Genomic DNA, 13,751 nt, shown 5'->3' on the forward strand with positions numbered 1-13,751 from the left:
CTCCGTCGTGGATATCAGGCGCGGGGGGCGGACTGCTGCTGCTGTTGCTGTTGCGACTGCTGGGCGAAGGTGCGGGCGACGTCGACGATCCAGGTGTCCTTGGTGCCGCCGCCCTGGCTCGAATTGACCACCAGCGAGCCGGATTCGAGGGCGACGCGGGTCAGTCCGCCGGGGACGATGCGCACGCCGTCGGCGCCGGTCAGCACATAGGGCCGGAGATCGACGTGGCGCGGGGCGACGCCTTCGTCGACGAAGGTCGGGCAAGTCGACAGCGCCAGGGTCGGCTGGGCGATGAACTTCTCCGGGTGGGCCTTGAGCTTGGCGCGGAAGGTCTCGATCTTGGCCTTGTCGGCCTTGGGGCCGACCAGCATGCCGTAGCCGCCGGAGCCGTCGACCTCCTTGACCACCAGTTCGGGCAGGTGGTCGAGGACGTATTTCAGGGCGTCCGGCTCGCGGCAGCGATGGGTCGGGACGTTCGACAGGATCGCGTCCTTGCCGGTGTAGAAGCGGATGATCTCCGGCATGTAGGAATAGACCGCCTTGTCGTCGGCGACGCCGGTGCCGACGGCATTGGCCAGCGTGACGTTGCCGGCGCGGTAGGCGGCCATCAATCCGGGCACGCCGAGCACCGAATCCGGGCGGAAGGCGAGGGGGTCGATGAAGTCGTCGTCGAGGCGGCGATAGATCACGTCGACGCGCTTCGGCCCTTCGGTGGTGCGCATGTAGACGATGTTCTCGCGCACATAGAGATCCGAGCCCTCGACCAGCTCGGCGCCGAGCTTGTCGGCGAGGAACGAGTGCTCGTAATAGGCGGAATTGAACGGGCCGGGGGTCAGGAGCCCGACGGTCGGATCGGCGGCGGCGGTGCGCGGGGCCATCGACTTCAGGGTGGCGAGCAGGTCGTCGGCGTAGTTCTCGACCGGGGCGATGCGGTGGCGGGCGCAGAGTTCCGGGAACAGCCGCAGCATCACCTCACGGTTCTCCAACATGTAGGAGACGCCGGAGGGGGTGCGGGCATTGTCCTCGAGGACGTAGAAGGTGTCGGCGTCGACGCGGACGATGTCGATGCCGGCGATCGACACCCAGATGTCGTGGGGCAGGGTGATGCCCTGCATTTCCGGTCGGTAGCAGGGATTGCGGTAGATCAGGTCCTCCGGAACGATGCCGGCCTTGACGATCTCGCCTTTGGAATAGACGTCCTTCAAGAACATGTTGAGCGCGGTGACGCGCTGGCGCAGGCCGGCGGCGAGGCGTTCCCATTCGAGGTTGGTGATGATCCGCGGCACGATGTCGAAGGGGATCAGGCGTTCCTCGCCCTCGGCGTCGCCATAGACCGCGAAGGTGATGCCGATGCGGCGGAACAGGAGTTCGGCCTCGTGGCGGCGCTGGCGCAACAACTCGACGGGTGTGTCGCGCAGCCAGGTCTCGACGATCTCGTAGCCCTGTCGGCACTCGCCGCCGAAGCCGGTCATCTCGTCGAAGGCCGTGGTCGTCATCGCTCGCCTCTCCCTCGCACGGCACGTCGAGCGCGTGCTTCGAGGATCATCTTCGACCCGGAAAATCTCGCGCGCAAGCGACTTCGGCGGTCAGGAAAATGGGAAAAACGGCTGATTTTGCTCAGGGTTCCGGCGGATTGCCCAAGGTTTGGGCAGGATTTCGGGCGCGGTCCGAGCGCGCGCCGGCGGGGCGCTCGCGGTGGCCGCGGGCGGCGCGGGCGGGGAGATCCGGCGCGGCGATTCCCGTCGTCCGGCGCCGTGCGGAAATCGCGTATGAGGGGATATTTCGAATCCCTACCGGCCGTGGGGCTTTCAGAACGAGTCTGCGTTCTGACCCTCATATTCGCGTAACGACCTGCGTGGACGTCGTCATCGTTCACGATGGGAGATTCGCAAAACGATTTCGCATCCGGTCGGCCTTCCCGACGAATGACTGACGGAGCATCAAAATGCCCATGCCGATGGTCTTCCGGAACTTCGCCGGTGCGTTCCACCAGGATGTGGTCGAGTTTCACGGCACGTTCGAAGCCGCGGTCGATGCGGTCGTCGACGAAGTTCCGGTCGGCGACTGTCGAGAACTGGCGGACTTCATCGACACACTGTTGACGAGCGGGCCGGACGTCTGTGAGCGCGTGTGGGAGGAATCGCCGACCAGTGTGCTGTTCTCGCATGCCGAAGGCTTGATGCTGATGCTCGCCGATTGTCGCGATCGGTTGCGCGCTCGGGCAGATCGAGGGCCGCGACCATGAGGACTCTCGATCCGTTCGAAACGGCGAGCGGCGGCATGCCGGGGTGAGGGTCTGCACCCACCGGTTGCGCGAGTCCGCCGTCGCCCTCACACATGATCCCGGACGGTTGCGGGGATTCCGCATCCACACCGCCTGCCCGACGAACTTCGACCGAAGGAGGACTCCATGAAAATTCCTCCCTACTTTCAACGAGCCTCCGAAGGCTTCTATCAGGGGGCCCTCGAGTACGGTGGCCACACGGTCGAGGACTGTGTCGGCTTCGGCGTCGGATCGGTCCCTCAGAGCCAATGTCCGACGCTGCTCGAATGGCTGGACTTCCTGATCGCCTCGCCGCCCGAGGTGGTCGCCGAAGCGTGGTCGTCGCTGCGCTGCGAGTACGATTGGGAGGATCCGGAGTTCATCCGCGACATCCTGCGCCAGATGCGGGAGCTATGCGCCCACCGTGTCGCCACCGGCGGCGGCGGCATGCCGGGGTGAGGGCCTGCACTCTCCGGTTGCGCGGATCCGCCGTCGTCCTCATACACGACCCCGGACGGTTGCGGGGATTCCGCATCCACACCGCCTGCCCGACGAACTTCGACCGAAGGAGGACTCCATGAAAATTCCTCCCTACTTTCAACGAGCCTCCGAAGGCTTCTATCAAGGAGCCCTCGAGTACGGGGGCCACACGGTCGAGGATTGTGTCGGCTTCGGCGTCGGAATGGTCCTCCAGAGTCAATGTCCGGCGCTGCTCGAATGGCTGGACTTCCTGATCGCCTCGCCGCCCGAGGTCGTCTACGACGCATGGTGGTCGCTGCGCTGCGAATACAAATGGGTGGAACCGGAGTACATCCGCGAGATCCTGTGCCAGATGCGGGAGATCTGTGCCCACCGTGTCGCCACCGGCGGCGGCGGCATGCCGGGGTGAGGGCCTGCACTCTCCGGTTGCGCGGATCCGCCGTCGTCCGGTGACCTCGGGTCCTTCGAAACCGCGGGAACGGTCCAATCCCGATGTGGCGGACACGCCGGCGGCCGGTCGCGCCGCGGATCATCTGGGAGATGTTCGTCGCGGTCCGGCGGAGCGTGGTCGAACGGCTCGCGAGCCTGCCGCGCGCGCGGGTGCGCCCCGACGGCTGAGACCCCGCGCGGCCGGCGCGATCGCCGGACCGGGCCGGGCGTGCGCTCATGGGCTTGTCCGGACGGCTGCCGCAGTGGTAGCTGAATGTGCACAAGCATTCACCGAGAGGAAACCACCATGAACAAGCTGCTGATCTTCGCCCTCGTCGCGGGAACCCTCGGCTGGGCGGGCGCCGTCCAGGCCGAACAACTGTTCCTCAAGGACACCTTGAAGACCTGGGATCGCGAGAAGGCCGGCGGCGGCGAGGGCACGCTGGCCGGCAAGTTCTCCTTCACCCGCAACGACACCAAGAAGGAAGAGGCGATCAAGGAGATCGGCTGGATGACCTTGAAGCCCGGCGCGTCGGTCGGCCTGCACAAGCACGACGCCAACGAAGACGCCTACATCATCATCTCCGGCGAAGGCATCTTCACCGACACCGCCGGCAAGGAGAGCCCGGTCAAGGCCGGCGACATCACCATCGCCCGCAAGGGCGAGTCCCATGCGCTGAAGAACGCCGGCAGCGAACCGCTGGTGTTCCTGGACGTCATCGCCGCGCAGCAGTGACGCGACCGGGACGCGCCGCGACCATCGGTCGGGCGATGCTTTCGACCCCGGCCCGGAACGCGAAAGGGCGGCCCCGTACGGGACCGCCCTCTTCTGATCTGCGCGAGGATCGGTGCGCTCAGGCGGCGCGGATGGTCGCCAGGAAGCCGACCACCTTGGTGTGGAGATCGGCGGCGTGACCGGCCACTTCGCCCGACACGTCGAGCACGCGGCGGGCGCCGTCGCCGGTGCGTCCGGCGGCCTGGGCGACGTCGGCGATGATCGAAGTCACACCGTCGGCGCCGACCGAGGCCTGGGTGACGCTGGTGACGATCTCGTTGGTCGCCTGGCCCTGTTGGTCGACGGTCGCGGCGATCTGTTCGGCGGAGGCGTTGATCTCCTGGACGGTGGTCGCGACGCCGCCGATCGCCGTCACCGCGCGGTCGGTGGTCGCCTGGATGGCGGCGACCTGCTGGCCGATCTCGGTGGTCGCCCGCGACGTCTGCGTGGCGAGTTCCTTGACCTCGGCCGCGACCACCGCGAAGCCGCGGCCCGCTTCGCCGGCCCGCGCCGCCTCGATGGTGGCGTTGAGGGCGAGGAGGTTGGTCTGGCCGGCGATGTCGGAGATCAGGTCGACGATGGCGTTGATCCGCGAGGCGGCGGTCTCGAGTTCGCCGATGATCTCGGCGGCGGAGCGCGCCGCTTCGACCGCCGAGCGGGCGCGCCCGACCGAATGTTCGACCTGACGGCCGATCTCCTGGACCGAGGTGCCGAGTTCCTCCGCCGCGCCGGCGACCGCCGCGACGTTGGTCGAGGCCTGTTCGGCGGCGGCGGCGACCGAGGTCGACTGGGCGAGAGTGGCGGTGGCCGAATCGCTCATCGCCCGCGCCGTGGACTGCATCTCGTCGGCCGACGACGACAGGGTGGTCACCGCGGCGCCGACCGCCCGTTCGAGATCGTCGGCGAGCGACAGCATGGTCTGGCGACGGCGCACCTCGGCCTGCTGCTGCAGATCGTGGGTGGCGGCCTCGAGTTCCTTGTTGCGCGCCAGGCTCTCCTTGAAGACCTGGACGGCGCGGGCCATCTCGCCGATCTCGTCGCCGCGCTCGAGCGACGGGACGATCGCTGCTTCGTCGCCCTCGGCGAGGCGGCGCATGGTCTCGTTCATGCGCTGGAGCGGACGGCTGATGCGGCGCTGGACCACGACGATGCCGCCGGCGACCAGCAGCAGCGAGGCGGCGAGCGCGGCGATCGACAGGGCGAAGGCGCCGCGCGCCTCGGCGACGACCTGTTCGGCGCGCAGCACCATCTGGTCGAGGGCGACGTTGGCGAGATCGACGACCAGGCCGGCGCGGGCGGTGTCGCGCGGCTGCAGGTCCTTGATGTCGATGCCGGCCGGCTGGCCGGTGGCCAGCGCCTCGAACAGGCGCACCGTATCGGCCCACGCCGGTCCGGAGAAGTTGCCCTCGTCGGCCTTGCGGAAGGCGGCGCGGACCACGTCGGCGACACCGTCGGCGGACGCCGCCTCCTTGACCACGGTCCAGGCGCCGAGGGCGCGGCCGCGATCCTCGAAGGCCGCCGCGGCCTCGGTCGGCGTCCAGGCCCGACCGGCGGCGACGGTGAACTGGGCGCGACCCTGCGTGACGCCGTATTGGACGCGGGTCGCCCAAGCGGCGCGCTTGATCGCCAGATACTGGTCGACGGTCTTGTCGGTGTTGCCGGCCGAGGCGTCGACCGCATCGGTGGTGGCGGTCAGGGCATCGAAGAAGGCCTGATAGGTCGCCAGTTCGGTCTGTTGCGCCTGCGGATTGCGGGAGGCCTTGGGGGTGCGGGCCTCGCGGTCAAACTCGGGCTGGAGGCGGACCATCGCCGCCTGGGCGTCGCGCAGACGCGGCAGGGTGGCGAGCGGACCGGGCAGGGCGGCGGCTTCGATCTGGGCGATCACCTCGCGATAGCCGCCTTCGATGGTCTTGCGATAGTCGGCGATCTTGGCGAGCTGGGCCCCGTCGGCGGCGGCTTCGCCGGACAGGGCCGAGCCGAGGGCGCCGCGCTCGAGGCGGGTGGTGAGCAGGGTCGACAGGAGAATCCGGCTCGACCGGCTCGACGACAGAATCGCCTCAGCCGCCGATTGGCGTTTGATCGAACCCTTGAGGTCGATCCCGCCGTAAGTAAATACCACGAGACCCATGGCGCCCAGGAAGAGTCCGAGGACCCATTTGATCGAGAGTGTGCGCAGGATAGCCATTTATCACCCGGATACGAAGCCACGTTACATGGCTGCACCATCGGAGAGCCCGATTAAGGTCGAGTGAACGCAACTATCCTTTGTGCTAGATTACGTTACGTCATGTTCATCTGCCGAAGCGCGCCGCGTCGGCGCCGCTCCGGCCGGGGTCACAGCAGCTTCAGGCCCTTGAAGCTGGCGTGGCCTTCGCGGCCGATGACGATGTGGTCGTGCACCGAGATGCCCAGCGACTTGGCGATGTCGACGATCTGGCGGGTCATCTGGATGTCGGCGGTCGACGGCGTCGGGTCCCCGGACGGGTGGTTGTGCACCAGGATGATGGCGCTGGCCGACAGTTCCAGCGCCCGTTTGACGATCTCGCGCGGGTAGACCGGCGTGTGGTCGACGGTGCCGGTCTGCTGGACCTCGTCGGAGATCAGGCCGTTGCGCTTGTCGAGGAACAGGATGCGGAACTGCTCGCGGGTCTCGAAGGCCATCGCCGAGCGGCAGTAGTCGATCACCTGGGACCACGACGACAGCACTGTCTTCTTGGCGACCTCGCCCTTGGCCATGCGCAAGCCGGCGGCGCGCACCAGCTTCAGGTCGGTGGCCACCGCCTCGCCGATCCCGGGGATCTCGCGCAGCCGCTGTTCCGGTGCGCCGAGCACCTCGGCGAAGGAGCCGAAGCGGGCGATCAGGGTCTTGGCGAGGGATTTGACGTCGCGCCGCGGGATCGAACGGAACAGCACCAGTTCGAGCAACTCGTAGTCGGGCAGGGCATCGCCGCCGGCGTCGCGGAAGCGCGCCTTGAGGCGCTCGCGGTGGCCCAGCCAATGGGCGTCGCCGGACGGAGGTGTGACGGCCGGCACCTCGTCGAATCCGCTCATGCGGTCCGCCTCCCCGATTCCCCCGCTCGCCCCTCGGCCATTGTCAGATGCGATAGGGGGGCTTGTGAAGACCCTTCGGCGACAGCGTGAAGATCTCGCAGCCGGTCTCGGTGACGCCGACCATGTGCTCGAACTGGGCCGACAGCGAGCGGTCGCGGGTGACCGCGGTCCAGCCGTCGGCGAGCACCTTCACGTGGGGGCGGCCGAGGTTGACCATCGGCTCGATGGTGAAGACCATGCCGGGCCTGAGCTCGACGCCTTCGCCGGGAATGCCGTAGTGCAGGATGTTGGGCGTGTCGTGGAACAGCCGGCCGATGCCGTGGCCGCAGAAGTCGCGCACCACCGAGCAGCGCTCGGCCTCCACGAAGGTCTGGATGGCATAGCCGATGTCGCCGGTGGTGGCGCCGGGCTTCACCGCGGCGATGCCGAGCATCAGGCTCTCGTACGTCACGTCGATCAGCCGCTCGGCGGCGCGCTTGACCTCGCCGATCGGGTACATGCGCGAGGAATCGCCGTGCCAGCCGTCGACCACGAAGGTCACGTCGATGTTGACGATGTCGCCGTCGCGCATCGGCTTGTCGTTGGGGATGCCGTGGCAGACCACGTGGTTGAGCGAGGTGCAGACGCTCTTGCCGTAGCCGCGGTAGTTCAGGGTCGCCGGCAGGGCGCCGCGATCGAGGGCGAAGCGATAGACGAAGTCGTCGATGGCCTCGGTGGTGACCCCGGGGCGGGCGAGCTCGGTCACCGCGTCGAGGCATTCGGCGGCGAAGCGGCCGGCGCGCCGCAACCCTTCGAAGGCATCCGCCCCATAGAGACGGATGGCTCCGGTGTTCTTCAGCGGAGCGGTGGCGGCATCGACGTAGGTGACCATGTCGGCGTGTTTCACCCTGTGGCTCTCGATCGTGCGGGGGGATCCCGGCGCGTCTCGGAACGGAACTGCGGCGCGGCGGCGGCGTTCGGCCGAGCGGTGCCCGGCGCAATATAGTGCGGCGAGGTCGCCGGGGCAAAGGCGGCGTCAGCCGAGCCCGTCGATCGGGATCTCCCGCTCGACCACGATGGTCTCCTCGGTGATCCGCGTCGCCCAGGCGATCGCCTCGACGCCGGCGGCGCGGGCCGCCGCGAAGGCCAGCGCATAGGCCGGGTCGATGTCGGCGGCGAGGCGGAAGCGGGCGCAGTCCGAGCGATCGACCAGATAGACCATCACCGCCCGGTCGCCGGCCGCGACCCGGGCGGAGAGTTCGACGAGGTGCTTGGCGCCGCGGGTGGTGCGCGCGTCGGGGAATTCGGCGACGCCCGGCACACGGCTCAGGGTGACGTTCTTGACCTCGACCCAGGCGCGACCGCGGATCGGATCCTTGAGCAGCAGGTCGACGCGGGAATTGACGCCGTAGGCGACCTCGCGGCGCAAGGTCGCCCAGCCGGCGAGCGTCGGGATGGCGCCTTGCGCGATCGCCTCGGCGACCACGGCGTTGGGCAGGCCGGTGTCGATGCACACCCAGGCGCCGTCGACGTCCTCGAGGATCCAGCTCCAGGCGAGTTTGCGCTTGGGGTCGGGGGAGCGCCACAGCAGGACGCGGGCGCCGGGGCGGGCGAGCCCCATCATCGAGCCGGAATTGGCGCAATGGGCGGTGACCGTCTCGCCGCTCGCGTCGAGCACGACGTCGGCGAGGAAGCGCTTGTAGCGGCGGAGGAGGCGGCCGGCGACCAGGGGCTGGGGCAGGCGCATCAGTCGCGGTCCTTCGCCGGGCGCTGCGGATAGGGCAGGGGATAGGGCGCGCGCAGATGCCGGCCGATGGCGACGCGGGCTTCGAACAGCACGGTCGAGCCGAGCGTCACCGGGATCGGCGGCAGTTCCTCGACATGGTCGAACAGCGGTGCGACCTCGGCGAGGCCGCGCTCGAAGCGACGCGGGCGGCCGATCAGCACCACGTCGCGGCCGAGATGAGCGGCGGGGTCGGCGAGGAAGGCGAAGCCGCGCGGATCGGCGTCGAAGACCATGACGGTGGCGCGCGAGCCGAGCGCCGCGCCGATCCGCGCCGCCTCGATCCAGCGGAAGGCGACGACCACCGGGCGGTCGGCAGGATCGGCGGCGGCGGTCGCCGGCACCAGACCGCGGGCGGCGAGCGCCTCGGGCAGACCGCGCCAGGTGAAGGATTCCTCGAGGAAGCCGCCGAGGCGAAGGCGGGCGATGGTCTCGGCCGAGGGCGGAGCGAAGCGGAGGCCGGCGATCAGCGCCGCGGCCAGCGCCAGAATCGTCGCGGCGGCGATCGCGAAGGCGCGGGCCGGGCGGGCGAAGCGGTGCTCGTTTTCGGCGATGGCGCGGCCGAGCAGCGGCAGCAGGAACAGCCAACCGGGCATCTGCCAATGGGGTAGACCGTCGCCGCCGAAGGCCGGGATCAGCGTGAACAGCACGATCGACGGCGCCGCCACGGCGGTGAGGAAGGCGGCGGGGCCGGCGCGGTCGCGGTCGCGGCGCAGGGCCGCCCAGGTCGCGGCTGCGGCGGCGATCAGGGTCCAGGGGCCGAGATAGGCGGCCTGGCCGAGCACGGCGCGCAAGGGGCCGAGGAGCGACCACCCGCGGCCACCGCCGCGCGCGGATTGGAACAGGAACGACACCCAGCCGTTCTCGGCGTTCCAGATCAGCGCCGGCGAAGCGACCGCGACGGCGAGGGCCACGCCCGCCCAGGGCGCCCAGGTCGCCAGCCGCCGGCGATGGGGGGTGGCGACGAGGAAGGCCAGCGCGCCGAGGGCGAACAGCGCGGCATGGTATTTCGACAGGCCGGCGAGGCCGAGGCCGATCCCGGCGGCGAGCCACAGCAGCGCCATGCGGCGCGGATCGGGATCGCGGAACAGGATCTCGACCAGGATCCGGGCGGTCAGCGCCAGGGCCAGCACCAGCGGTCCGTCGGGGACCAGCCAGGATCCGGCCGAGACCAGGAAGAACGGCGCCACGGTCAGCGCCAGCAGCGCCCAGAGGGCGGCGCGCGCGCCCCACAGGACGCGGGTGAGGTCGTGGAGCAGCCAAGAGGTGGCGGTGAAGGCGAGGACGAAGGGCAGCCGCAGGAAAGCCACCGGCACCTCGGGGCCGAACAGCGGCGCGGCCAGCGCCTGCATGCCGGCGACCCACCAGAAGGCCATCGGCGGATGGTCGAACCACGACAGTTGCCACCGGCCCGAGACCGCCATGGCATAGGCCTCGTCGAGGCCGGGATCGAGCAGCAGAGCCAGCCCGAGGCGTGCGACGAACCCGGCCACGAGCAGCGCCACCGCCCCGCGGAGGGCGTCGGCATCGTCGCGGGGCGTCTCGGATACGGGCATCGCGGCCTCGGCAAGGGGGTCCGGGGCGCCTTCATAAGGCGCGACGGGCGGCGTGGCCAGAGGCGACCGTCGGCAAGGTTTCGTCAACCCTGTGGCCCGACTTCATCGAAAGTTCATCCCCCAGATCCCTGCGAAAGTCTAACTGTAATTCCTGCGTGCGAACATCGCGTCAACCGGGCAGAAATCGACGAGTTTCCGCATTGCGAGCGTCGGGGGGAGTGCGATCCATGTTGTTGTTGTCGAAGGACGCGGCGGGCGTCGGAGACGAAGCGGCCGGCGACGTCGTCCAGATGCCGCCGATCGCCGCCGAACACGCGGTGTCGCTGGCCAAGCTGGTGATCGAACACGCCCTGCAGCCGATCGTCGAAGTCCACACCGGTCGGGTCTATGGCCACGAAGCGCTGATGCGCGGCCACGACCGGCTCGGGCTCGCCCACCCCTGGGACCTGCTCGACCTGGCGGCGGAGGGCGGCGAGATCGTCCGCCTGGAGCGCATGCTGCACGCCCGGGCGCTGGCCCGCTTCACCCAGGTCGAAGCGGTCGGCGCCAAGCTGTTCGTGAACCTCGATGCGCGGGCGGTGACGCCGAAGCTGGAGATCCTCGACGGTCTGGCGGACGCGGTGGGACGCGCCGGCGTGTCGCCGTCGTCGGTGGTGGTCGAGCTGTCCGAGCGCGCCGACCATTTCGCCAATGCGGCGTTTCCGGAGTTCCTGCGCCGTCTCAAGTCCACGGGCATGCGGGTGGCGATCGACGACTTCGGCACCGGCTTCGCCGAGCTGCGGCTGCTGTGCGATCACGGCATCGACTATGTGAAGATCGACGGCCACTTCCTGCGCGGGATGGCGACCAGCCAGAGAAAGCTGTTGTTCGTCAGTACGATGAGCGATCTCGCGCATGTCCTCGGGGTGCGGGTGATCGCCGAGGGCATCGAGACCGAGGCCGACTACATCGCCTGCCGCGAGGCGGGCTGCGATCTGGTCCAGGGCTATTTCGTGGCGCGGCCGCAGACCGAGATCGGCGATCTCCTGTCGACCTATGCCCATGTGGTGTCGGTGCAGTCGCGCCATCGCCGCGGGCGGCGCTCCGACGGGCTGCTGATCCGTTCGGAACTGACCGTGCTGCCGACCGTCGCCGACGGCTCGACGCTGGAGCAGGTGTTCGAGCTGTTCCGCTGCCATCCGGCCGAGAGCTTCTTTCCGGTGGTCGACGCCGGCGGGGTGCCGCGCGGCATCGTCCACGAGCGCGACCTGAAGCGGCACATCTACAACCCCTTCGGTCGCGATCTCCTGCGCAACAAGGGCTTCGGCCACTCGGTCGCGTCCTTCGTGCAGCCCTGCCCGATCGCCGACGTGGAATCGGAGGCGTCGCGGCTGTTCGACATCTTCACTCATTCGGCCGGCGCCGACGGGGTGATCGTCACCGAGAACCAGCGCTATCTCGGCGTGCTCAGCACCGCGGCGCTGGTCAAGATCATGAGCGAAAAGCAGCTGCGCCAGGCGCGCGACCAGAACCCCCTGACCGAACTGCCCGGCAATCTGTCGATCGCCGATCACGTCGCGACCACCGCGCTCGACGGCGACGCGCAACGGCTGTTCTGCTATTTCGACTTCGACGACTTCAAGCCGTTCAACGATCGCTACGGCTTTCGCCGCGGCGACGAGGCGATCACCACCTTCGCCAACTGCCTGCGGCGCGAATTCGTCGGCACCGAAGTGTTCCTCGGCCACATCGGCGGCGACGACTTCTTCGCCGGCTTCATCGGCGCGGCGGCGGACGAGGCGGTGGGGCGGATCGAACGTCTGCTCGGCGAATTCCGCCGCGAGGTGGCGTCGCTCTACCCCGAACAGGAGCGGCGCGACGGCGGCATCGTCGGGCGAGACCGCGACGGGCGGTTGCGGAACTACCCGCTGATGCGCTGCAGTGCGGCGGTGCTGACCCTGGAACCGGGTACGGTCACCGCCGAACTCGATCGCATCGGCCTGATGATCGCCGACCTGAAGAGCGAAGCGAAACGTTCGGTGAGCGGCCTGGTGGTGCGTCGCTTCGAGGACTGACCCTCAGCGCTCGACCGGCAGGCCGTGGGCGCGCCAGGCGCCGATGCCGCCGCCGACATGGGCGCCGTGGGGCAGGCCGAGCGAACGGGCGAGCTCGATCGCCTTGGCCGAGCGGCCGCCGGCGAGGCAGTAGAACACCACCGGCTTGTCGGTCGGAATCGCCGCGACGGTGGTGGCGAGACTCGACAGCGGCGCGTGATGGGCGCCGGGGACGTGGCCTTCGGCCCACTCATGGGCCTCGCGCACGTCGACCAGCAGAATCTCGCCGGCGACCGCCCGGCGATGGGCCTCCGGCGGCGTCAGGGTCTCGATCGGGGCGGCGGATTTTCCGAAACCGAACATGCACGTCTCTCCCGTCGCGCGACATATGAATAATTTCTAATATATACATAGGGCGCTCGCGGGCATCCCGCAAGTCCGCCGGCACCGATGAACCCGATCGCGGCGCTCAGGGCGCGCGGAAATCGAGAGTGACGGCCATCGCGAAGCGCCGGGTCTCGCCGGGGGCGAGCGTCACGCTGCCGGGCTTGTCGCCGATCTCGCCGGCGAAACCGACCGGGTCGGCATGGCCCTGCCAGGGTTCGATGCACAGGAAGCCGGCGCCGGGCTTCGACCACAGGCCGAGCTGCGGCATGCCCTCGAAGTCGACGATCAGGCGGGCGCCGGTTTCGCCGCTCCAGATCACCCGGCGGCTCGCCAGCGCATCGAAGATCAGGGCGTCGTCGGCGAACAGCGCGTCGTCGATCGGCAAGGTGTCGCCGATCACCGGCGAGGGCAGGGCCTCGGGGCGGAGCAGACCGGCGGCATCGAGACGGCGGACCGGTGCCGGCTCCGGCGACTCGAAAGTCAGGGTGTGGGCGGCGCGCGGGCCGGCATAGGGCAGCGGCCAGTGGAAGGCCGGGTGGAAGCCGAAGGCCACCGGCATGTCTTCGTCGCCGGTGTTGGAGACCTCGGCGGTGGTGGTGAGCGTCCGGCCGGCCACCGCATGGGTGACGTCGAGGCGGAATTCGAAGGGCCACACCGCGCGGGTGGCGCCGCTCGCCTCGAGGCGCAAGGTGGTGTGGGCGGTGCCGCGCTCGACCACCTCGAAGACGGAGGTGCGGGCGAAGCCATGGCGCGGCAGGGCGTAGGTCCGGCCGCGATGGCGGAAGACGCCGCCGGCGAGTGATCCGACGATCGGGAACAGGAGCGGCGCGCGGCCGCTCCAGAAGGTGGGGTCGCCGTTCCACAGGTAGGCGTTGCCGACCGCGTCGTCGAGCCAGGTCAGTTCGGCGCCGAGCAGAGCGACATCGGCGGACAGTTCGTCGGAGAGCAGCGTGACGGTCTGGGAAGAGCGAGACATGGCGGATCTCCGGTTGTCGCGCGCGGGCACCCCGCGAGC

The 13,751-nt window shown here is 69.3% G+C and carries 13 protein-coding genes; 5 read left to right on the plus strand and 8 right to left on the minus strand.

Going from position 1 to position 13,751, the window contains the following annotated elements; genetic code table 11:
• Positions 1-14 precede the first annotated feature (14 nt).
• Positions 15-1,496: a circularly permuted type 2 ATP-grasp protein gene (locus EYW49_RS09810; protein ID WP_206365436.1), complete on the minus strand. Its 1,482-nt coding sequence runs from the start codon at positions 1,494-1,496 to the stop codon at positions 15-17.
• 449 nt (positions 1,497-1,945) lie between these two features.
• Here EYW49_RS09810 and EYW49_RS09815 point away from each other — a divergent pair, with 449 nt between their 5' ends.
• From EYW49_RS09815 to EYW49_RS09830, 4 genes are all read left to right on the plus strand, one after another.
• Positions 1,946-2,245, plus strand: coding sequence for a hypothetical protein (locus EYW49_RS09815; protein ID WP_131308983.1), 300 nt, complete (start codon positions 1,946-1,948; stop codon positions 2,243-2,245).
• Between the two features lie 165 nt (positions 2,246-2,410).
• Complete coding sequence (locus EYW49_RS09820) at positions 2,411-2,722, plus strand: hypothetical protein (RefSeq protein ID WP_131308986.1); 312 nt, start codon at positions 2,411-2,413, stop codon at positions 2,720-2,722.
• Between the two features lie 118 nt (positions 2,723-2,840).
• Positions 2,841-3,152: a hypothetical protein gene (locus EYW49_RS09825; protein ID WP_131308988.1), complete on the plus strand. Its 312-nt coding sequence runs from the start codon at positions 2,841-2,843 to the stop codon at positions 3,150-3,152.
• Between the two features lie 327 nt (positions 3,153-3,479).
• Entirely contained in the window at positions 3,480-3,908 is a 429-nt protein-coding gene (locus EYW49_RS09830; RefSeq protein WP_131308991.1) for a cupin domain-containing protein, read from the plus strand.
• 118 nt (positions 3,909-4,026) lie between these two features.
• On the opposite strand, the gene EYW49_RS09835 is transcribed toward EYW49_RS09830, so the two are convergent.
• The 5 genes from EYW49_RS09835 to EYW49_RS09855 all read right to left on the minus strand — a co-directional run bounded on the left by EYW49_RS09835 (position 4,027) and on the right by EYW49_RS09855 (position 10,316).
• The gene (locus EYW49_RS09835) at positions 4,027-6,132 is read right to left on the minus strand and encodes a methyl-accepting chemotaxis protein (protein ID WP_131308994.1); all 2,106 of its coding nucleotides are present in this window, start codon (positions 6,130-6,132) and stop codon (positions 4,027-4,029) included.
• A 149-nt stretch (positions 6,133-6,281) separates the two neighbouring features.
• A complete protein-coding gene (gene radC / locus EYW49_RS09840; RefSeq protein WP_131308997.1) occupies positions 6,282-6,998 on the minus strand; it encodes a RadC family protein in 717 nt (238 codons plus the stop codon).
• 43 nt (positions 6,999-7,041) lie between these two features.
• The gene (gene map, locus EYW49_RS09845; protein WP_131309150.1) at positions 7,042-7,869 is read right to left on the minus strand and encodes a type I methionyl aminopeptidase; all 828 of its coding nucleotides are present in this window, start codon (positions 7,867-7,869) and stop codon (positions 7,042-7,044) included.
• Positions 7,870-8,013: 144 nt separating this feature from the next.
• A complete protein-coding gene (sfsA, locus tag EYW49_RS09850) occupies positions 8,014-8,724 on the minus strand; it encodes a DNA/RNA nuclease SfsA (protein WP_131309000.1) in 711 nt (236 codons plus the stop codon).
• The gene (locus EYW49_RS09855) at positions 8,724-10,316 is read right to left on the minus strand and encodes an ArnT family glycosyltransferase (RefSeq protein WP_131309003.1); all 1,593 of its coding nucleotides are present in this window, start codon (positions 10,314-10,316) and stop codon (positions 8,724-8,726) included. The genes sfsA and EYW49_RS09855 overlap by 1 nt, the downstream gene beginning before the upstream one ends.
• Positions 10,317-10,543: 227 nt before the next feature.
• Between EYW49_RS09855 and EYW49_RS09860 the strand changes: the two genes are divergently transcribed.
• A complete protein-coding gene (locus tag EYW49_RS09860) occupies positions 10,544-12,370 on the plus strand; it encodes a GGDEF domain-containing protein (RefSeq protein WP_228259555.1) in 1,827 nt (608 codons plus the stop codon).
• Positions 12,371-12,373: 3 nt separating this feature from the next.
• On the opposite strand, the gene EYW49_RS09865 is transcribed toward EYW49_RS09860, so the two are convergent.
• Both EYW49_RS09865 and EYW49_RS09870 read right to left on the minus strand, forming a co-directional pair.
• Positions 12,374-12,712 carry a rhodanese-like domain-containing protein gene (locus EYW49_RS09865; RefSeq protein ID WP_131309006.1) on the minus strand — a complete coding sequence of 113 codons (339 nt, stop codon included), beginning with the start codon at positions 12,710-12,712 and terminating at the stop codon, positions 12,374-12,376.
• A gap of 106 nt (positions 12,713-12,818) precedes the next feature.
• Positions 12,819-13,712, minus strand: coding sequence for an aldose 1-epimerase family protein (locus EYW49_RS09870; protein ID WP_131309009.1), 894 nt, complete (start codon positions 13,710-13,712; stop codon positions 12,819-12,821).
• Positions 13,713-13,751 lie beyond the last annotated feature (39 nt).

It is taken from the genome of Siculibacillus lacustris (assembly GCF_004328075.1).
GTDB classification, from domain to species: domain Bacteria; phylum Pseudomonadota; class Alphaproteobacteria; order Rhizobiales; family Ancalomicrobiaceae; genus Siculibacillus; species Siculibacillus lacustris.